This window comes from Candidatus Tisiphia endosymbiont of Mystacides longicornis (genome assembly GCF_964031095.1).
GTDB lineage: Bacteria > Pseudomonadota > Alphaproteobacteria > Rickettsiales > Rickettsiaceae > Tisiphia.
Window position 1 is genome coordinate 741,252 of the sequence record NZ_OZ035004.1, and the last position, 20,634, is coordinate 761,885.

Sequence of the window (20,634 nt, forward strand, 5' to 3'; positions counted from 1 at the left end):
ATTTTATAGCATTTTAGTAATATACTTTTTCTACCATTGTGATATGATAAATCAACAAAATTATCGATTTATCAAAATTTTACAACTAATTGGAAATTCAATAATCTTTACAACAGATTTAATTTAAATTAATATAATCAAGGATTTAACGTTAATTTAATTGAAGCTTGTATATAATTTTTTTATAGTTTAATCTCTAAGTTATATAAATAATATTTAATAAAAGGTATAAAATGCTAGAAAACAGTTCAGAACAAGATAATTCAGATCAAGAAGATATATGGCGTAATGAATTAGGGGAAACATATGAGGAGCAAGAGGCTCGTTTAGATCGTGAAGAATCTATTAGAAAACGCAATGCTATTATATTTGTTTTTATTCCGATGTTAATTGGATTCCTAACATTTACTTATTTTTTCCTTAATTCCATAGAAGAAAAGAGCAAGTTGGCGAAACAACAACAATCAACTACCATCGATAGTAGTCAAGATACAAAGAAAGAAAATAATTAAATTATATTTAAAATCGGGAATAGTAATTATATTTAATTACATTCCCCTTTTTTCTTCGATTTATCAATTTATGTGCTATTTATACAACTCTGTGATAAAAATTAGCAATTAAAAATTTTTTATTTTATAGTCAATTCAGGGGAATTGGACACAACTGTTGAAAGTTAGAAGGTAAAGCGGGTTTTAGATAGGTTTTCTGTCATTGTGAGACCACGCAAGTAGGTCGTGGCAATCCATCTTTGGTTACTTTTATGGATTGCTTCGTCGACCTAAGGTCTTTCTCGCTAATAGACGTTGACCACATACGATTTTTAAACTATCCGGTCTAAAACCGCTTCCTCTTCTAACTTTCAACAGTTGTGGGAATTGGGTAGCAGGAGCGATGGAGCGACGCCTATAAGTAATAGGCGAGTAACGATGTCACCAACTTCTCATACCAAATCACTATCTATTTAATAATATAGATGCTATAGTGTGTTATTTAAGATAGTATAGTGTTAATTAAGATGTCTAGAGGGTATAAGGTATTAGAAGTTAATGTAGAAGAAGTGAAACAATTAATGAATGAAGCAAAGACTAAAGAAGAATTTAGACGTTATCAATCAATCTATCTAAGAGTGAGTGAAAAAATGCCGACATCATTGATTGCTAAAGTTACAGGATTATCAGAAAGTCATGTTCACAGAACCCATAGTCAATGTCGAAAAAAAGGCTTAAAGGCACTATGTAGCAGGAAGAAAGGTGGGAGATACAGAAGTTATCTAACTCAAGAGCAAGAACGTGAGATGCTTAAAAAGATAGAACAGAATGCCGTTAATGGTGGGATAGTAGAAATTAGCAAGGTGCATAAGATTTTTGAGGAAACGGTTGGTAGTAAAATAGCACGTTACACAGCTTATAGGCTGCTTCATAGGCATGGGTGGCGTAAAATTGCACCAAGACCATACCATCCTAAACAAAAGAAGGATGCGGTAGAAACTTTTAAAAAAAGTGGCCTGATATGGTTAAAGAAGCAAGAGTATCAGCAGCAACTGAAGGCAAGGAATTAAAGATATTCTTCCAAGATGAGGCACGTTTTGGTCGTATAGATTCATTAAGGCGTTGCTGGGTTCCGGCTGGAATCAGGCCTTTACTTAAGAAACAAATTATTCGTGAATATACTTATACTTATGGGGCAATTTGTCCATTTGACGGTGCTAGTTGTTTCCTTATTTTGCCTTTAATGAACCAAGATTGGATGATGTTAATGCTACAAGAAATGGCAAAGCGTTATAAGGATAATTTTCTTTTAGTAGTATGCGATGGAGCTGCTGCACATAAACTCGATAAAGAATTATTACCTAATAATATTAAACTAGCTTACTTGCCACCATATAGCCCACAATTAAACCCACAAGAAAATATATGGGATGATATGAGGGAAAAATTCTTTTATAACCTAGCTTTTGATTCAATGAATGCTATAGAAAATCAACTAATCACAGCATGTAATTATTATGAAAATAATCCTGCAATTGTCAAATCTATATGTGCTTGGAATTGGATAGTATCTTGTTAATTAGATAGTGATTTGGTATCACCAATTGAACTACAGCAATTCTTTGTCTTTTGTCTTTTTCAAATTTTCTTCTTCTTTTTGCTTACCTTTAAATTTTGTTAAGAATTCATCTGTTATGTATATAAGAACCATACTAAAGCTAAGATGAGGAGCCTCTAATATTATAGTACAATCACTATCTGCAAATCTAATTTCTTTATCGCCTAACCTAGGGTTTTGGTTATAGGTAAGTTTGTATTTTTCTGAAAGCAACTGGTAAAACTCTGTGAATTTACTTTTATCTATTGTTAAGATTACTGCTTGAATAATATTATCGTCATTACATATTATTAGTAGCTTAGTAAGTCCCTCTAATTTAACATCTCCAACATTGAGATAATAATTATATCCCTCCCAATGGTTATTTTCTTTTTTGGTGATATGATATAATTTTTCTACGTCTGAGATAGTTGCTTTATTTAATTCAAGACCTAAAGGAGACGGATTAGCATTAACATTTAAGTTGAAAATTAAAATAAATAATATGTATAATATCCTAGTGATCATAAAAGTTACCTTAGTGTCTATTAATTTATAACCATGATAATACAAACCAATTAGATTTTCAACTAATTATTTCATTTAATCAGCATAAAATATGCTAAAAACTAACTTTAAAAGTTGTTTTTTACCAAATTTTGGAGTTTAATTGCCAATAGAGACTTATTAAACTACTTGCTAATTACGGGATAAGAAGCTAATTTGATGTAAAATAGATACAATTTTTTGTAATTAGACTATAAAAATAATTATATTCAAAAATTCTGAATAAGTCTCAGTTGCAGTCAATTTAGTGTTTGATATAATCTATGCAACGAGATTAATAAATCTTGCTGGCATCTGGTATAATAAATACATTAATGTCTGATAATGTTAACAATCTATTTGGAGAGCTGATCATATGAATAAAGGAGAATTAGTAGCATTAATGGCTGAAGCGGGTCATTCAAAAACTGATGCAGAAAAAGCCCTTACTTGGGTTGTAGATAGTGTACTTAAAGCACTTAGTCGTGGTGAGGACGTTAATCTAGTGGGATTTGGTTCTTTTCACATACAAAGTAGAGCCGCACGTGAAGGTCGTAATCCAAAAACTGGCGAAAAAATGCATATTGCTGCTTATAAGCAACCAGTATTTAGAGCTGGTAAGAAAATGAAAGAAGCTTGTAATAATTCTTAAGTTGTTTTTCTTAGAGCTAGTTCGATTATATAGTTCTGTCTATTAGCGAGGAGTACGTAAGCTAACGAAACAATCCTGTTTTGTGCCATCCCTTTAAGGGTTGTCTCTCTGCAAGGTTGTCATCCCTGCGAAAGCAGGGATATAGATTCCCGCTTACGCGGGAATGACAATTTACTTTTTATGTCACCCCTGCGTAAGCAGGGGTCTAGATTCCCGCCTACGCGGAAATGACAAATTTTGATTATCGAGTAATAGACAGCTTTTCTACTTTATTTTCTTAAACTGACGCCTATGCACTTACGTGGGAATGACAATTTATGGATGACAACTTACAATTGCCATTAAAGCAATTCCTTGCTAATAGACGTTAATTTACTGTGGTTAAACGATAGGGGTTGCTTGCAATAATTATGATTTTTGCAGGAAATAGTATATCTTATTGCAAAAAAATGATGAGTATAATAAAATGATAGTAAGATATAATTTGTATAGAAGTGTACATAAATTCATTCGTAAGGAGCTATACCAGTTTGGAGGGAAGCTAGGCACAACAGATTTTCGAAAAATATTAGCTATAATTAGTATTAAAGATTCTTTTGATAACATTGTATTTGATCTAAAAATGCATGCACAAAAAGAAGAAAAATATTTTACCCCACTATTTGAAAAAAAACAATCAATCGTGCATAAGCAAGTTGAGCAAGCACATTTCAGCCAACAAAATGAGTTGGTGGTCTTTCAGGGGCTTTTTGAAACTGCGATAAAAACCGTGGATGATGAAGAGCGAGTTGTGCAGGGTCGCCATATCTGCTCCTCATATGATGAGTTTCTGTCTGACAATCTTCTGCATTTTTATCAAGAAGAAAACATATTAATGCCTGAATTATGGAAGCTTTATTCGGATAAAGAGTTGCAGCAGGTTACCATAGATAGTTATAAAGGTCTGCCTGAAGAGGTTTTATTAGATAGCTCGAGCTTCTTCCCGGTTTTAAATTTTTTTGAAAAACGCACTTATTTACAAGATATTAAAGAAGCTTGTTCACCTGAACTGTTTCTTGAAATTTGGAAGCGTTCATTAGTCTCAGAAGGCTGTTTCACTACTGATGAAAAATCTGCTTTTGCCATTGAGTTTGATTTACCCTTAAGTTTATTCGCAGCCCAAAAGAACCAAATATAGAATTACTTTAGTTATTGTCAGCAGTATCCTCTAGGTTCTTATATATTAAAGAAGAATATATGGAAAAATTGTTAGAATGGGAACGCCGAAGTAAGTTTTTCGATCTTGAATTTGAAGAAATTAAAAATTTATGTAAAAAGTTTTTAATTAGGGAAGATAAGTTTATTGTTACTAAAGCAAAACATGGGCTTGCGAATACAAATTATATTATTGAATTCGAGAATGGAGATAAATTTATATTACGCATTAATGTTCGAGATATAGAGTTAGGTAAAAAAGAATTTAAACTTTCACATTTACTCCATAATGAACCTTTAGTTCCAAAATTTCTTAGTTTTAATCCTATAAATGAAACAACAAACTATTTTTGCAGTTTTATAGAATATCGTGAAGGTAATTTATTATCAGATTTTTTAACTGATCCTTCGCTTTTAGACTCAATACTAGTAATATATAGTAAACTTGGTGAATTTTTAGGGAATTTGAACTCCTATAAGTTTCAAGAAAGTGGTTTACTCACTGCAAATTTATCAATCAACAAAATTACTACCAAACATAATGAATATAATGTATTTATAAATTATATTTTAGATAAAATAACTAAGCCCAGAGTGAAAGATAAGTTAGGTAAACAACTTTCTGATAGTTTAAAAAATAAAATTATTTCATATGAGAAATTTTTTCCAAAGGAAGGTAATAATCAATTGGTGCATGGTGATTTTAAACCTTCTAATATTTTAGTTAAGAATGTCGATGGAACATTAATTTTATCAGGGATATTAGATTGGGAATTTGCTTATTCTGGTTCAGTATATGGTGATATTGCAACTTTATTTAGGTTTAAACATTTATTCGATAAACAGCTAAAAGAGAGTTTTGCTTCTGGATACTCAAAAGTATCAAAGTCACTAGATTCAGATTGGGAAAAAAAAGCAAAATTAGTTGATTTAGTAAATTTATGCGATTTGTTAGATTCTGAAGATGAAAGACCTAACATGTATAATAACATAACAGGGTTAATCGCTGATATAGTCAATTTCTCCTGAACTAACTATAATCCCTACTTTGGGTAGCTAAAAGATAAGCAATTGACAAGTGGAATAAATAGAATGATCAAAGAATATCTTGAGGATAGATTTAAACAAGGTCGGCTTTATAATAGTTGGTTGATTGACGTTGATGATACGGCAAAAGCTTTAGAAAATTTACTAATATTTATAGAAAGCAGTTTGTTTGCAGATAAAATTCAATTAAAAAATCATCCAGATTATCGGTTAGTAGCAAGGGATAATTCTGGTTCCGCTAATGTCAAAGACATATCTGTTGACCAAATTAGGGATTTACAGCAATTTTTTTATAAAACATCGTCAATATCTAAATATAGAGTAGCTGTTATCTATCAAGCCGATCTAATGAATCTTAATGCGGCAAATTCCTGCCTTAAACTTTTAGAAGATACCCCAAAGGATAGTTTTATTTTCTTAATTACCTCAAGAGCTGCTGGCATAATAAGCACTATAAGATCTAGATGTGCTAAAATTAATATAAAATCACAAAATCGCTTAGTGGGGAGTGAAATATATGTTAAATTCATTACATATATTGCTAATTGTTCAAACCCTGAAGTGAGGTTAAATATTATCGAAGAATTTACCAGTAAAAACAAAGAATTATGGGGAGATTTTGCTTATAGCATGCTATATCTAGTTAATAGGATTACTAAGAAATCGCTCAATATCAATATTGAATTTAATGAATTAGAGAATAAAATATTTAATCAATTACCTTCCAATTCACCTGATTGGTTGGTAACAAAATTTGCTAATGTTAAGCGAATAATAAATAATACTATAGATTATGACCTAGATTTAAGAGCTAGTACCATAGCATTAATAGAAGAACTAACTTAAATTAAATATATCCTTAGTTATTTTTGTGACAATATTCTTTTTAATACGACATGGTGAAACAGATTGGTCTTTAAATGAAAAACATCAATTAAAAGGTGAATATAGGGACTTGCCATGTTTAACGCCAAATGGGATTAGACAAGCCAATGAGCTATCTAAAAATCTGAGATTAGAACATGCAGAACTAATTCTATCTTCTCCATATACTAGGGCGTTGCAAACCGCAGCAATTCTTTCAAAAAACATTAATTTAAACATCACTGTAGAATTTGACTTAAGAGAATGGCAACCAGACTTAAGGTTAGAAATTAGCAATCAACTACAGCTAAAAAGTGCAATAGATGATTATAAAAGAAATGATGGTATATACCCAGAAGGTATTCTTAAAACGTGGGAATCAAAAAGTTCTATAAAAGATAGAACAGAAGGTGTTTTAACAAAATATCTAAACTATAAGTATGTAATAGTAGTAACTCATGAGCAGGTAATAAAAACATGGGTAGATGCTTGTCAGATACTACATTGTTCTATTAATGAGTTAGAGATAACTTAAAAATATACTTAAATGATTTGCTAAAACGTCATTGCGAGGCTACATACTGGTCGTGGTAATCCTGTTTTGTGTCACCCCTGCGTAAGCAGGGGTCTAGATTCCCGCCTACGCGGGAATGACAATGGGAAGCGGGAAGACAATTTACTTTCAAACCACCCTAAAAACTATAAAAAAAGTAATATAGGCAACTACAAATAAAACTATACACATAGTGTAATTAAATATGTAGCCTGTTTGCGATCTACTTACCAAAATCCCAAAGTAATTTACTGTTTTGGCAAAATTACTTGGACCAAATCTATCAATGACTCTTTGGTCGATCAAATTCAATAGCTTACTTAAGTTGGCAACTAATCTTACTATCAGCAAGTCATACACTTCATCAAAATAATATTTATGTATTAACAATTTCCTCATAAATGTTATTTTCACTTTATCAATAATATTCTTATACAAATAAATACCCAAAACAATACCCATTAATCCCACAACCATTGGCAATAATTTTATATAAATAGGTGGGTGATTTGCTAATCTTTGATAAATATGAATATTGAATATACTATCAAGGAAATAACCATTTGGTTTGTCAAGAGCAAGAATATAATGACCTATCATCCCCGCAACAAAACTACCTACCACTAAAAGATTAAGTGGCAGATTCATAATATTGGGTGATTCATGAGCGTGATTAAATTGCTCTATAGTTAATCTAGTTTTGCCATGAAATACTAATAAGATAATTTTCATAGAATAAATGGCAGTCAAAATTGCCGCCACAATTCCAAGAATAAACACTGTAGTACCTATGACCCCACCGCTACTATATGCTAGCTCTAAAATAGCATCTTTTGAATAAAATCCAGCTAAAGGATAAATACCGATCAGCGCCAGTGAGCCGATTAAGAAATTACAGTAAGTAACTGGCATTTTATCTTTCAAACCACCCATCTTAAAAATATCTTGCTGATGACAAGCGTGAATAACACTACCAGCTGATAAAAATAATAAAGCTTTAAAAAATGCATGAGTAACTAAATGAAAAATACCAGCATTATAAGCTGATACACCGCAAGCAAGAAACATATAGCCAAGCTGGCTACAAGTGGAATAGGCAATAATTTTTTTTATATCATTCTGCACTATGGCAATAGTTGCCGCAAATATACAGGTAATACCGCCAATAATAGCAATAAAGCTCAATACCCCTACACTATATTCAAATAAATAAGAACACCTAGCTACTAAAAATACTCCAGCTGTTACCATAGTTGCAGCATGAATAAGTGCTGAGACTGGCGTTGGACCTTCCATGGCATCTGGTAGCCATATATGCAAGCCAATTTGAGCCGACTTGCCCATACATCCAAGGAATAATAGCAAACAGACTATGTCAATTATCGATACTGTAAAACCCCATATACTCAATTGTATATTAGACAATAATTGGGCTTTATCAAATACACTAGCAAAATCAACTACCCCAAAATAAACAATAATGGTAATAATCCCCACTATAAAGGCAAAATCCCCTATCCTATTGACGATAAAGGCTTTAATTGCTGCTTTATTTGCCGCTTCTTTTTGATACCAAAAACCAATTAATAAGTATGAACATAAACCAACACCTTCCCAACCAAAAAATAATTGGACAAAATTATCGGCTGATACCAAAGCTAGCATAAAGAAGGTAAATAATGATAAAAATGATAGAAATTTAGGTAACCCTTCATCATCTGCCATATAGCCAAGAGAATAAATATGTACCACCGCTGAAATCCAAGTAACCACTATAAACATAATAGCGGTCAGCTGATCGACATAAATTGCCCAATCTATCTTCATCTCACCAATTACTAGCCATTTTGCTAAAATTAGATGAATAATGGCTTTGTTTATTGCCACATTATAAAATATAAAGCTAGCGAATATTGCCGCTAAACTTATTGCAATAGTGGCAATGCAAGCTGCTTGCTTCTTGCTAAAACACTGACAAAACAAACCATTAATCATACCAGATATTAATGGTAACATTACCGTGAATATTGCTAATGCATTTACCATACCAATTCCTAAAATTACCCTTTCATCTGATTCATATCACTCAGCTCTATCGAACCTTTATTTCTAAAATAAACTAATAATATTGCAAGACCTATAGAAGTTTCGGCAGCTGCTATTGTTAAGATTATTATACTAAAAATTTGACCCGATATCTCATGGGCATAAGCAGAGAATGCGACAAAATTGATGTTGACAGCTAGCAGCATCAATTCAATCGACATCAGAATTGTTATGACATTCTTACGATGCATAAACAAACCGACCATTCCTATACTAAAAATCAGTGCCGACAAAATTAAATAATGTTCCAAAGTAATAGTACTAATCATATTGAATTTCTTCCACTCCTTCACTTAAACGCGGTTTAACCATTAATATACAATTATCCTTGTTTTTAGCATGTTGCTTGGCAATATCCTGCCTCCTAACTCCACTACGATGCCTAATAGTTAGAGTAATACAAGATATCATTGCCATAAATAGAATAATACCTGAAATTTGGAAAGGTAACATATATTCAGTATATAGTACCTGCCCAATAGCATGAGTATTAGAGTCAATTGATGAGAAGTTGGAGACGTTGTCGCTCGTCACTCGCCTATTACTTATAGGCGTCGCTCCATCGCTCTTAGCCCCAAATTCTCCTGAATTGACTATAGTATGGTTAGCTATCTCTGAATAGTCCATATTATCTAACACTATACCTTGTACACCTAAGCAAATTATCAAAACAAGATCAGCAAACATAATGAGTGCTACAGTCATACTGATCAATAAGTTTTTTTTGAATTGTACAATAATATCCACAAAACGAATATTCAACATCATTATAACAAACAAAAACAATACTGCTACCGCTCCAACATATATTACAACCAACATCATTGCTAAAAATTCTGCTCCTAATAGAATCATTAGCCCTGAACCGTTACAGAAAGTAAAGATCAGCCATAACACAGAATAAACAGGATTTTTACTCATGACCACCAAAACACTACTTATAACCATTAGTCCGGCAAATAAATAAAAAAACATTTCCATAATTATCTACCCGTAACTATTTATATTTATAATCATTATGTAGCTTAATTGCTAATTCTTGCTCCCACATATCACCATTCTTCAATAATTTTTCTTTATCATAAAGCAATTCTTGATGACTAATAGTAGCAAATTCAAAATTAGGACCTTCCACTATCGCATCAACTGGGCATGCTTCTTGGCATAGACCACAATAAATGCACTTAGTCATATCAATATCATATCTAGTAGTACGCCTACTACCATCTGCTCTTTCTTTTGCCTCAATAATAATAGCCTGAGCTGGACAAATTGCTTCGCAAAGCTTACAGGCAATACAACGCTCTTCACCATTAGCGTAACGCCTTAATGCATGTTCACCCTTAAATCTTGGGCTTATCCGCCCCTTCTCATAGGGATAATTTATCGTTACTTTAGGTTTAAAGAAATACCTCAAAGTTAGACTAAGCCCTGATACTATTTCAAATAACAAAAAAGACTTCAGGTAATTAATTATTTTCATTTCATTATACACCAAAAATTTGTAGCACTAAGTATGTTTTACAATTTATTTTCTTATTAGTTTGATCTATAGCTAAATTTAAAGGATTTATGCCATATACAAACATAGCACATTTGGGGTAATTGTAAAATTATTAGATAGAGAAATAATATCAAACAGTAAAGAACCATCAAAGAAGTATCTAGTTATAGTCAATTGAGGAGAAGTTGGTGACGTCGTCACTCGTCTCTCCTAGCCCCAAATTCTCCTGAATTAAAATTTAATTAGTCCATTAAAATAGAAAGAGTGGGTAATAAGGTCTTTTTTAAAACTATAATCATAACCAGCACCTAGTTTAAATGGTAAGACAGATTGTACGTTTACATAACCTCCTAAAGTATATTTCACATTCTTTGCAGATGATCCTACAGGTTTTATGATGGGAACTACTATTGGGGCTTGATGTGATGTGTTAGTAAAAGTAATTATGCCTGTGGGATTATTTAGTAAAAGAGTATTGTCTAATTTGACGTGAATTTCCGGAATAATTGAAATATTTTCTACCAAAATATTTTTACTTAAACTTATTCCAGTTTCAAGTAATATTCTTTTGCCTTTCTTAGTTGGTACATTAATGTTAAACTCTTTCCTATATTCTGTAAAATTGTTTATTAAAAAATGATCAAATGTTATTCCTACTATTGGTTTGAACAGAAATTTATCTAAATCCATTTTATAGTAAGTTTCAAGTTTTGCACGTGTTACATAACCGTTAGTCTTGCTATTAATTGCAATATTATTCCGTCCCCCTTTGTTTTTAATAAAGGCTTTACCATATTTGAGATAAGAATTCAGATATATATTTGGTGATAATGTATGTTGGGTATAAATTGCCGCTACATGTAAAATAGTATTTTGCTTATCATTAAAGATGGTTTGCAATTTAGTATACGAATTTGCAAGAGCATATGCGATTCCTATAATAAAACTATCCAGGGGTCGTGTATCAAAACCTAAAATAAAACCTTGCTGATTATTTTTAAAGGCTAAAATATTTCCTTGTTGCTGTTGTTTGGTAATAGAGCTGATAAATTGAATCCATCCTCCTTTTTTAATATAATCATTATCTCCTGACGCTACCACATTTACCGTAGAATTATCTGTTAATGTATGGTTAGTTAAAGCATTAGAAATCGTATCCAAATAGTCAAATTCTATATATGTAGTATATTTCGATATATCTTGCTCAACATCAGGGTTAATAGGTGAAATATAACTATTTTCTTCAGCTAATGTTTGAGAAGATGGAATTGCTACTGAATTTGGTTGTTCGGATTCTAAATTGGTTTGCTCAGTGCTTGAATCTGGTTGTTCGGATTCTAAATTGATTTGCTCGGTTTCTGAATTGGCTTGTTTAGCTACTAAAGTTGGTTGTTCGTCTGCTTGGTCTGGTTGTTTAACTACTGAAGACGGAGGGTCATCTACTGGAGCCGTAGGTTCAGCTGCTATTGGCTCCTCTTCTGCAAACAATGTTTCTAACCCTAGGTTGTCTCCAAATATTTCATATGGATCAACATCTGCATTATCGTCTACAGATACTGCAGCTTGTTGAATTACTTCATGCCCAGGTTTCTCAGCTGCTACATCTGTTTGTATAGCTACTGAGGTTTGTTCTTCATCTACTATATCTGTTTGTGTAGCTACTGTTTTTGTATCTGCGGTATTTGTGTATTCAGATACTAGGGTAGGATGGGCATCTACTGTAACCGTCTTTGTTGCTGGAGGCATATCTGTTGTTGTAGCAATTTCCATTACTGAAACTTCCTCGATTATTGGAGCCATATATATTACTGGATCTGCCATTACTGTAGCCTTTTCTGTTACAGGAGAGGTTACTGTTACTGTAGCTGTAGCTGTAGCCGTCTTTGTTGCTGGAGGCATATCTGTTGTTGTAGCAATTTCCATTACTGAAACTTCCTCGGTTATTGGAGCCATATATATTACTGGATCTGCCATTACTGTAGCCTTTTCTGTTACAGGAGAGGTTACTGTTACTGTAGCTGTAGCCGTCTTTGTTGCTGGAGGCATATCTGTTGTTGTAGCAATTTCCATTACTGAAACTTCCTCGATTATTGGAGCCATATATATTACTGGATATGCCATTACTGTAGCCTTTTCTGTTACAGGAGAGGTTACTGTTACTGTAGCTGTAGCCGTCTTTGTTGCTGGAGGCATATCTGTTGTTGTAGCAATTTCCATTACTGAAACTTCCTCGATTATTGGAGCCATATATATTACTGGAGTTGGCATTACTGTAGCCTTTTGTGTTATTGGAGAGGTTACTGTTACTGTAGCTGTAGCCGTCTTTGTTGCTGGAGGCATATCTGTTGTTGTAGCAATTTCCATTACTGAAACTTCCTCGATTATTGGAGCCATATGTATTACTGGAGTTGGCATTACTGTAGCCTTTTGTGTTATTGGAGAGGTTACTGTTACTGTAGCCGTAGCTGTCTTTGTTGCTGGGGGCATATCTGTAGCTCTCTCCATTACTGGAGATGGTTCTGTTATTAGAACAATAGCTGCATGCCCAACAATACCCTTTTTAGCCGCTTCTAACTCATCTCTCAATGATAACGAATTTCTTGTTGTAGGAGGTATATCATCTAATGACTCATCTTCAGAATCTACCCTTTTTCTTTTTCTAGATATTTGTTGTGGAGCAGTTTGATTAGATTCTGTGATTGTAGGTGATGGAGTATCTCTTATTGCTAAATTATCCAAAGAAGCATATCCTTCATCTTTCAACTGTTGCACAGGTTTATTAGGTTTCACCTGTTTATCATTCTCTACCGGTACAAACTCTTCAAATTCATTAGGTATATTTCTCCTTTCTGACTGAGCTAAGAGTAGTGACCTAATATTATCATCTAGAGCATGTAACTTAGATTCAAGGTCATCTCTTGTTTCTTTTAATTCAGTAATTTTATTTGCTTTTTTATCAATAGAAATTAATAGTTGGTTGTGTTCGTCGAGTTTTTGTTCGAGCAATGGCATTTGCTCTTCTATGTCACTTATATTTCCCTGTAAATTTTTCAACTGTTCGTTTGCTACTTTAAGTTTAACAGAAAAAGTTTCTTCTGCTTCTGCAACTCTATCAAAAAACTTCCCTTGTATTTCTTGAAGTTTAACAGAAAATTTTTGTTCTGTTTTTTGACTATTATAGTCTTCTTTAGGATTAAGTAATGCTAGGTAATCTTTTTCTAGTAAATCAAGCATTTCCGTTAATTTATTTCCATCTTCAGATGGTTTTATTATTATGTTTTCTGGGTCTACTTTTTTCAATTTCTCATGAGTGTCATTAACAATAAACCATATTTGTTCCATGTTCTCTTTAAATTCAGCAAAAGAAATTTGTTCTGTTTCTTTACTATATAATGGCAAATTTTTGATCTCTTGTTGCTGTAAAATTGAGAGCATTTCTTCACTCTTTTGTTTTTCTAAATTATATTTGTATTGCCGATCAAGTAATGATGAATACTCTATTTCTAGCGAATTAATTTCTTCTTCCAAATTTTTGCGATCATTCAATAATTTTATTTTTTGGGAATGTTCTTGTTCTAATTCTTTTAATTCATCACTGACTTTATCAATAGTACTCCATGTTGCTTTTCTTTCATTTTTTAGGTGTTGTATATAAGTAATTGGGAGTGGGGGAGAAAATTGTCCTGTTTCTTCATTAAATCCTACTGCCAAGACATCAGATACGTCAAATTTTTGCAATAAGAAAAATAAAAAAATAAAAACTAGATACTTTTTTACTAAATATTTATTAACAAAATAATTTTGTAACATGCTAAATATAACCATTCCATTACCTATCAATTAATTTATTTGTTAAAAATTAATTAATATTAACGTAGTTGTCACAGCAATACAAAGTAAAAAGTGCAATTATAGTTTTATTCTTAGGAAATTAAGTTGTTATATGTTGTAAAAAGTTATAACTATAGATTAAACGTACCTTTAAATAGAAATACGACTAATAAAATTAATAATTACGAGAAACAAGGAAAGTAAAATAAAAATACTATAGCCAATTGATTAGAAGTTGGGATTAGGAGACTGTCGGAAGTTAGAAGAGGGAGAGGGTTTTAGAGACCATCCCTACTTAACTTAGTCATCTCTGCTCGACTCAGTGTCACCCCTGCGTAAGAAGGGGTCTAGATTCCCGCCTACGCGGGAATGACAATAGTAGGCGGGAATGATAAGAGAGCATAGGAGCAAAGCCTGTAATAGACGAAACAAAGTGACGACGTCAATGTCAGCAATCTCTCATCAATTGACTATACAAGCTTTGATTAGCTATACTACCCGATCTTCTTCTTGTGTTAAAAATTCCTCCAGCTTTTCTCTTGTGTAATCTTTTTCTTCTAAGATTACTTCATTGTCAAAAATATGTTGTACTGTTTTTTCTTCTAATAATGGACCTTTTAAGTGCTCAATAGATCGAGGGTTTTCTTGATAGAACTTTAATATTGCTTTTTCTTGACCTGGAAATCTCCTTGCTTGAGCTATAATAGCATTTTTAATATCATCCTGTTCAATACGTAAATTCTTAACTTGCATATATTCTGATAACATCAGACCTACTCTAACACGACGTAAGGCTAGCTTATTATAGTACTCATTAATTTCTGCTTCTGATTTATCTTTAAATATTGAATCTGAGTCGTTACTTTTCTCCGTTTGAGATTTTAAAGTATTTACTTCCTGGGCTATTAAAGATTTGGGAACATTAAACGTTAATATCTCTTCTAATTGATCAAATAATCTCATCTTCATTAAAGTATGTATATTCTCCCTATATTCATCTGCTATACTTTTAGAAATATTAGTACGCAATTCTTCAACTGTCTTACAATTAAATTTCTTAGCAAACTCATCATCAACGACTATTTCATCAGCAGAATGTACCGCCTTTACCTGAACAATAAATTTAGCAGGCTGACCTGCAATTTGTTCCATATGATATTCTTTTGGGAATGTAACATTAACCTCTACCTCATCTCCAGCTTTACTACCAATAAGCTGATCTTCAAACCCATCAATAAAAGTTCCACTACCAATTACTAATTTGTAATCTGTAACTTTACCACCTTCAAAAGGCTCATTATTGACATAACCAATCGCATCAATAGTAACTTCCTGCCATTTTTCTACTTTCCCTTTATTTTCTTTAGTATAATTTTTTGACATAGATGCAAGTTTATCTATTTGCTTATTAATATCCTCTTCCTCAACTACTAATTTTGGATAAATAACTTTAATTTTTTTAAAATCTGGTAATTCAACATCAGGTAGTAGCTCAAATTTTAGAGTAAATTCTAGATCCTCATTATCTTTATCACATAAATCTTCTAATTGAGGATTACCTACTGTTTTTAGTTTATGATCTTTTATAATATGCTGTACTGCGTGATTAATTTCATGGCTTACCACATCAGACCTAACAGACTGCCTATATTTTTGATTAACAATGTTGATCGGCACTTTTCCAGCACGGAATCCATTAAGTTTAACTTTTTTTGATAAACTATCTAATTCTTTTTGCACTTTATTGGCAATTTTAGAAGAAGGAAGGACAACTTTCACTTCAAAATCTAGACCTTCATTTTTAAGTTCTGTGACTTGCATACTAAAAACTCATTAGCAATATTAAAATATCATGCAAAAACTTGAAGAATTGCTAAACCAATCACTGCAATTTTTGCTTATTTATTTGTGGTGCGGATGGAGGGACTTGAACCCCCACGCCTTGCGGCGCTAGAACCTAAATCTAGTACGTCTGCCAATTCCGTCACACCCGCATAGTGTATCTTGACTATTTATCAACTAGTCTTAGCTAGAAATTTTGTCAGAGCATTATAATACACATGATATAAGCTTTGTAAATCTCTAACTTTTGTATATTCATTAATTTTATGTGCTGTATCAGATAATAAACCAAATTCCACAACAGGACAATAATTTTTGATAAACCTCGCATCAGAAGTGCCACCACTAGTAGATAATTTTGTAGATATTTGAGTTGTATTAGATACTACTTGAACAAAATCAGCAATTAACCCTGTTGGTTCTTGAATAAAACAATTAGCTGAAGATACACTACTTAATTCATATTTAAATTGGTATTTAGCACAATATTTGGTAACTATCTGCTCTATCAAATCTGTTATGCTAGATGACGAATGAGCGTCATTAAAACGAATATTAAACTTTGCTGTAACTTTCCCTGCTATTACATTAGTTATATCATTGCCTACATCAATAGAAGTAATTTCTAAATTTGACTGTTGAAAAAATTTACTCCCTTCATCTAATCGATAATTAATCAATTCATTAAGTATTTGAACTAAAGGATGAATCGGATTATTGGCTTGTAATGGATATGCTACATGCCCAGCTGTACCATATAGAGCTAAGTTAAAGTTAATACTTCCACGTCGACCAATTTTTACGGTATCCCCTACTTGCTGTTCATTTGTTGGTTCGCCTACAATAGCAAGATCGATCAAATTATTATCATAGTCAATTGATGAGAAGTTGGGGACGTTATCACTTGTCGCTCGCCTATTACTTATAGGCGTCTCTCCATCGCTCTTAGCCCCAAATTCTCCTAAATTGACTAGATCTCGATGCAAATATTTTAGCATTTCTACAGTGCCATATTTGCCACTTCCTTCCTCATCACTAGTAATTAGAAAACTAATTGAACCATTAGGAACTTTAACACATTCAATGAACTGCAAGCTAGCAGCCAAAAAACATGCTATCGCTCCCTTCATATCGACAGTTCCCCTACCATAAATCTTCTCACCCACTTTACTTGCTATAAAAGGATCATTAAGCCATAATGCTCTATCACCTGCTGGCACAACATCAACATGTCCAGCAAAACAAATATTAGGACGGGCAGTACCATAAACAGCATAAAGGTTGGTTACTTTATAATTATCTTCACCAAATATTTTGGTTTCAGTCTTAAAACCATTTTTTTCTAATAAATTACTAATATATTCAATACAACCGCTACTATTAGGCGTTACTGATTGAAAACTAATCAATTTTTCAAGAAGTTGTATATACATATTCCAACTATTCTCGGACAACTAAAACAGACACCCCAGAATGCCGCACAATTTTCGACGCATTAGGACCTAGCATATAATCTCTAAGCTGTGGTCGTACTGCTGAAATAATAATTAAATCAGCTTTCACTTCATTAGCATATTGTATTATTTCATCATAGACCGCCCCTCGACCAATATGTAATTCAACTTCGATCTCCTCAGGCACATATTGCCTAATTAGCTCTGTTACCTGTACCCGATATTTTTCTTTTTGGTCTTTTGCCCAGTTTTTAGGCAAATAATCCTCGACCATTTTCATACCAAAATCCGAAATGATATAAAGAAAATGTAATTTGGCATTAAAGATAGTAGCAAAACTTAAAGCCTTTGGTAATATTGCCTTAACCGATTGTTTATCCGACAAATCTAATGGTATTATTATATTTTTAAACACAATTAACAACTACTCCGATATTTATCTATTTATCTATTTATTTTACGCTTTTAGATTTACCTACGACGTTATTGCGAGGAAACCGTAAGGTCGACGAAGCAATCCAGAAAGTGACTAAAAATGGATTACTTCGCTCACATACGTTCGTTCGCAATGACGTGTTTTAGATTTATCTATTTCTGACTGCTGAATGTTTTGGCAAAATAAAGTTATTAGTATCAGCAAAATGATTAATATCGATATTATATAACATATAATTAGAATGTTTAAAATGTTTTACATTTTTATGAAACATACCAATAAATTTATCCAATAATTTAGCATCCATACTACTGTTAGTAACTAAAATTGCCGTTACTGCCACTGTATTCAAATCTGCAGTGATTCCAGGATATAATCTTTTATCCAGCAATCCCTTATGAAAAGCTTTATTAGTGGCTAGTAATTGTTCAATTTTATCATTTTCCATAGGTATAAAATCAATCCCACAACTATTAGCCGTAAATCCTACTAAAGCATTAGGATGACCTACCGTCATAATCATCACATCAATTTTACCATTACAAAATTGTTTTATTGACTCTTCGTAACTCATTTCATCGCAATCTATTGGCTCTTTGGTAAAATTATATAACTTCCTGATAGCATCGTAAGTAATGGTATTACTAGACAATGACAAACCATTTGATATTCTCTTCCCTTCAATATCTGAAAAGCCTTTTATTTTATCCTTATCCTGACTTTTTACTAAAACAGTAAAAAGCTCGTCATATAAATTAAGCACCTGACGCATTTCTTGCATTTTCTCTGTATTGGCATAATGCCCAACAGCTTCAAACGCTTCCAATGCTATATTGGATTGCACCAAAGCTAAATCTATCTTACCTTCTCTTAGCAAATTTAAATTTTCAACACCTCCATTGGTAGGTACTACTTCACAATTTACAGTTTTATCAGCTAAAGTCATGGTTCTACACAAATCCAATCCGATAGAGTAATAACCTTTCAAAATCGAACCAGAACCAATTCTTATTGTTTTTTGCGAAGCTAAGACACAATTATTAGTACAAAACAGACAAAAAACTACCAATAAAACTCTAAAATTGTTCATAAATATAATATACACTATAACTAATTGACCACTAATACTTTTTAAGATAAATAATTAAAAAAATTACTCCCCCTATCAATAGAGAGTTATTTCCGACAATATTTTAGGGTACCCTTCCTTCGTCATTGCGAGGAGCTACTTTAGTAGCGACGAAGCAATCCAAAAAAGTAATCAGGAATGGATTGCTTCGTTGACCTACGGTCTTTCTCGCAATGACGTCTGAGGGGCTTTGCTTCGTCGCAGCAAAACTACTTCTCGCTAATAGATAGACTTAGCTATAAACTACCCCTACTACTATCGATAATCAAGATAATTGTTACAGTGCATATATAAAAAACTCCTATTCCTTATAATATTCTTCTCCAATTTCAATTTCAGCCCGGTTATTTGACTTACGCCAATTATTGCTGTCCCTTAGTGAGTAGATACAGCCACAATATTCTTGCTTATAAAAATTCTCACGTTTAGCTATTTCGTACATTCTACTACTCCCGCCTGATTTTCGCCAATTATAAGTCCAGTAAGTTATTCCATCGTAATGAGAGGCAGCTTTAATGCCTGATTCATTAATTTGATTCATGTCTTTCCAGCGGGAAATGCCAAGAGAACTGGTAATAACTTTAAAATCATTCTCATAGGCATAAAGGGCTGTACGTTCAAAACGCATATCAAAGCACATAGAACAACGTTTGCCTCTTTCTGGCTCCCATTCCATACCTTTGCTTCTCGCAAACCAATTTTGTACGTCGTAATCTGCATCAATAAAATTGATACCCATTTTTTCAGCAAAACGAATATTTTCATTCTTACGAATTTCATACTCTTTTTTAGGATGAATATTGGGATTGTAGAAAAAAATAGTTAAGTCAATACCAGACATCAACATTTTCTCCATAAGTTCTCCTGAACATGGAGCACAACAGGAATGTAATAGAACTTTATTTTCACCATTTGGTACTGATAGGATTTCATTCATAATTAGTTACTAATTTTCTTTATAAAATTTTAAAATAACATACAATATTATCGCACAACAATTCAATAATAAGATATTGCATTGTTTGTAGAAAAACGCATAATAAATTATTATTTTTTATTAACAATAATTTTGTTACTAATTATTGAATATAGTGAATTAACTTGAATTGGTAACGTTATAAATCCAATTAGTATTTAGCCTAAGCGTTATGGCTCAGAGCCACTTTAGTGGCATTGAAGCAATCCAAAAAGCGATAAAAATAGATTGCTTCGTAGGCTTACGCCCCACAATTGTTGAAAGTTAGAAGGTAAAGCGGGTTTTAGATAGCTTTTCTGTCATTGCGAGACCACGTAGTGGTCGTGGCAATCCATTTTTGGTTACTTTTATGGATTGCTTCGTCGACCTACGGTCTTTCTCGCAATGACGTTGACCACATACGACTTTTAAA

Annotated in this window: 18 protein-coding genes, 1 tRNA gene and 1 pseudogene; 8 read left to right on the top strand and 12 right to left on the bottom strand. The window is 32.6% G+C overall.

The window, feature by feature from the left end; genetic code table 11:
• Positions 1-233: 233 nt before the first annotated feature.
• The 3 genes from ACQH6S_RS03770 (at position 234) to ACQH6S_RS03780 (ending at position 2,070) form a co-directional block, all read left to right on the top strand.
• On the top strand, positions 234-512 hold the full coding sequence (locus ACQH6S_RS03770) for an RC1041 family protein (protein WP_239832694.1): 279 nt from the start codon (positions 234-236) through the stop codon (positions 510-512).
• A 506-nt stretch (positions 513-1,018) separates the two neighbouring features.
• Positions 1,019-1,561, top strand: coding sequence for a helix-turn-helix domain-containing protein (locus ACQH6S_RS03775; RefSeq protein ID WP_425360100.1), 543 nt, complete (start codon positions 1,019-1,021; stop codon positions 1,559-1,561).
• On the top strand, positions 1,513-2,070 hold the full coding sequence (locus ACQH6S_RS03780; RefSeq protein WP_425360101.1) for an IS630 family transposase: 558 nt from the start codon (positions 1,513-1,515) through the stop codon (positions 2,068-2,070). Before ACQH6S_RS03775 ends, ACQH6S_RS03780 begins: the two co-directional genes overlap by 49 nt.
• Positions 2,071-2,100: 30 nt before the next feature.
• Here the strand turns inward: ACQH6S_RS03780 and ACQH6S_RS03785 are convergent, their stop codons facing one another.
• On the bottom strand, positions 2,101-2,616 hold the full coding sequence (locus tag ACQH6S_RS03785; RefSeq protein ID WP_341748603.1) for a hypothetical protein: 516 nt from the start codon (positions 2,614-2,616) through the stop codon (positions 2,101-2,103).
• Between the two features lie 394 nt (positions 2,617-3,010).
• Here ACQH6S_RS03785 and ACQH6S_RS03790 point away from each other — a divergent pair, with 394 nt between their 5' ends.
• The 5 genes from ACQH6S_RS03790 (at position 3,011) to ACQH6S_RS03810 (ending at position 6,926) form a co-directional block, all read left to right on the top strand.
• Positions 3,011-3,286 carry an HU family DNA-binding protein gene (locus ACQH6S_RS03790; protein ID WP_341748604.1) on the top strand — a complete coding sequence of 92 codons (276 nt, stop codon included), beginning with the start codon at positions 3,011-3,013 and terminating at the stop codon, positions 3,284-3,286.
• A gap of 484 nt (positions 3,287-3,770) precedes the next feature.
• Entirely contained in the window at positions 3,771-4,463 is a 693-nt protein-coding gene (locus ACQH6S_RS03795) for a hemerythrin domain-containing protein (protein ID WP_425364692.1), read from the top strand.
• A gap of 14 nt (positions 4,464-4,477) precedes the next feature.
• Positions 4,478-5,509, top strand: coding sequence for an aminoglycoside phosphotransferase family protein (locus ACQH6S_RS03800; RefSeq protein ID WP_425364693.1), 1,032 nt, complete (start codon positions 4,478-4,480; stop codon positions 5,507-5,509).
• A 63-nt stretch (positions 5,510-5,572) separates the two neighbouring features.
• Entirely contained in the window at positions 5,573-6,373 is an 801-nt protein-coding gene (locus ACQH6S_RS03805) for a DNA polymerase III subunit delta' (protein WP_341748606.1), read from the top strand.
• A gap of 25 nt (positions 6,374-6,398) precedes the next feature.
• Positions 6,399-6,926: a histidine phosphatase family protein gene (locus ACQH6S_RS03810; RefSeq protein ID WP_425360729.1), complete on the top strand. Its 528-nt coding sequence runs from the start codon at positions 6,399-6,401 to the stop codon at positions 6,924-6,926.
• Positions 6,927-7,073: 147 nt separating this feature from the next.
• On the opposite strand, the gene nuoL is transcribed toward ACQH6S_RS03810, so the two are convergent.
• The 11 genes and pseudogenes from nuoL to ACQH6S_RS03865 all read right to left on the bottom strand — a co-directional run bounded on the left by nuoL (position 7,074) and on the right by ACQH6S_RS03865 (position 20,183).
• The gene (gene nuoL, locus ACQH6S_RS03815) at positions 7,074-8,990 is read right to left on the bottom strand and encodes an NADH-quinone oxidoreductase subunit L (protein WP_425360728.1); all 1,917 of its coding nucleotides are present in this window, start codon (positions 8,988-8,990) and stop codon (positions 7,074-7,076) included.
• 14 nt (positions 8,991-9,004) lie between these two features.
• Entirely contained in the window at positions 9,005-9,319 is a 315-nt protein-coding gene (gene nuoK / locus ACQH6S_RS03820) for an NADH-quinone oxidoreductase subunit NuoK (RefSeq protein ID WP_250310654.1), read from the bottom strand.
• Positions 9,320-9,397: 78 nt separating this feature from the next.
• Positions 9,398-10,031: pseudogene (locus ACQH6S_RS03825) on the bottom strand (NADH-quinone oxidoreductase subunit J); the annotation flags it as partial.
• Positions 10,032-10,047: 16 nt separating this feature from the next.
• The gene (gene nuoI, locus ACQH6S_RS03830) at positions 10,048-10,527 is read right to left on the bottom strand and encodes an NADH-quinone oxidoreductase subunit NuoI (protein ID WP_341759858.1); all 480 of its coding nucleotides are present in this window, start codon (positions 10,525-10,527) and stop codon (positions 10,048-10,050) included.
• 258 nt (positions 10,528-10,785) lie between these two features.
• Positions 10,786-14,379, bottom strand: a complete 3,594-nt coding sequence (locus ACQH6S_RS03835) for an autotransporter domain-containing protein (RefSeq protein WP_425364694.1) — start codon at positions 14,377-14,379, stop codon at positions 10,786-10,788.
• Between the two features lie 495 nt (positions 14,380-14,874).
• Complete coding sequence (gene tig / locus ACQH6S_RS03840; protein ID WP_425360726.1) at positions 14,875-16,206, bottom strand: trigger factor; 1,332 nt, start codon at positions 16,204-16,206, stop codon at positions 14,875-14,877.
• Positions 16,207-16,294: 88 nt separating this feature from the next.
• Positions 16,295-16,379: transfer RNA gene (locus ACQH6S_RS03845), tRNA-Leu, on the bottom strand.
• Between the two features lie 21 nt (positions 16,380-16,400).
• Positions 16,401-17,660: a succinyl-diaminopimelate desuccinylase gene (gene dapE, locus ACQH6S_RS03850; protein ID WP_425360725.1), complete on the bottom strand. Its 1,260-nt coding sequence runs from the start codon at positions 17,658-17,660 to the stop codon at positions 16,401-16,403.
• Between the two features lie 7 nt (positions 17,661-17,667).
• Positions 17,668-18,096, bottom strand: coding sequence for a universal stress protein (locus ACQH6S_RS03855; protein WP_341748613.1), 429 nt, complete (start codon positions 18,094-18,096; stop codon positions 17,668-17,670).
• A gap of 169 nt (positions 18,097-18,265) precedes the next feature.
• Positions 18,266-19,207 carry a TAXI family TRAP transporter solute-binding subunit gene (locus ACQH6S_RS03860; RefSeq protein WP_341748614.1) on the bottom strand — a complete coding sequence of 314 codons (942 nt, stop codon included), beginning with the start codon at positions 19,205-19,207 and terminating at the stop codon, positions 18,266-18,268.
• Between the two features lie 340 nt (positions 19,208-19,547).
• Positions 19,548-20,183 (bottom strand): epoxyqueuosine reductase QueH, encoded by a 636-nt coding sequence (locus tag ACQH6S_RS03865; RefSeq protein WP_341748615.1) that lies wholly within the window; start codon positions 20,181-20,183, stop codon positions 19,548-19,550.
• Between the last annotated feature and the right edge of the window lie 451 nt (positions 20,184-20,634).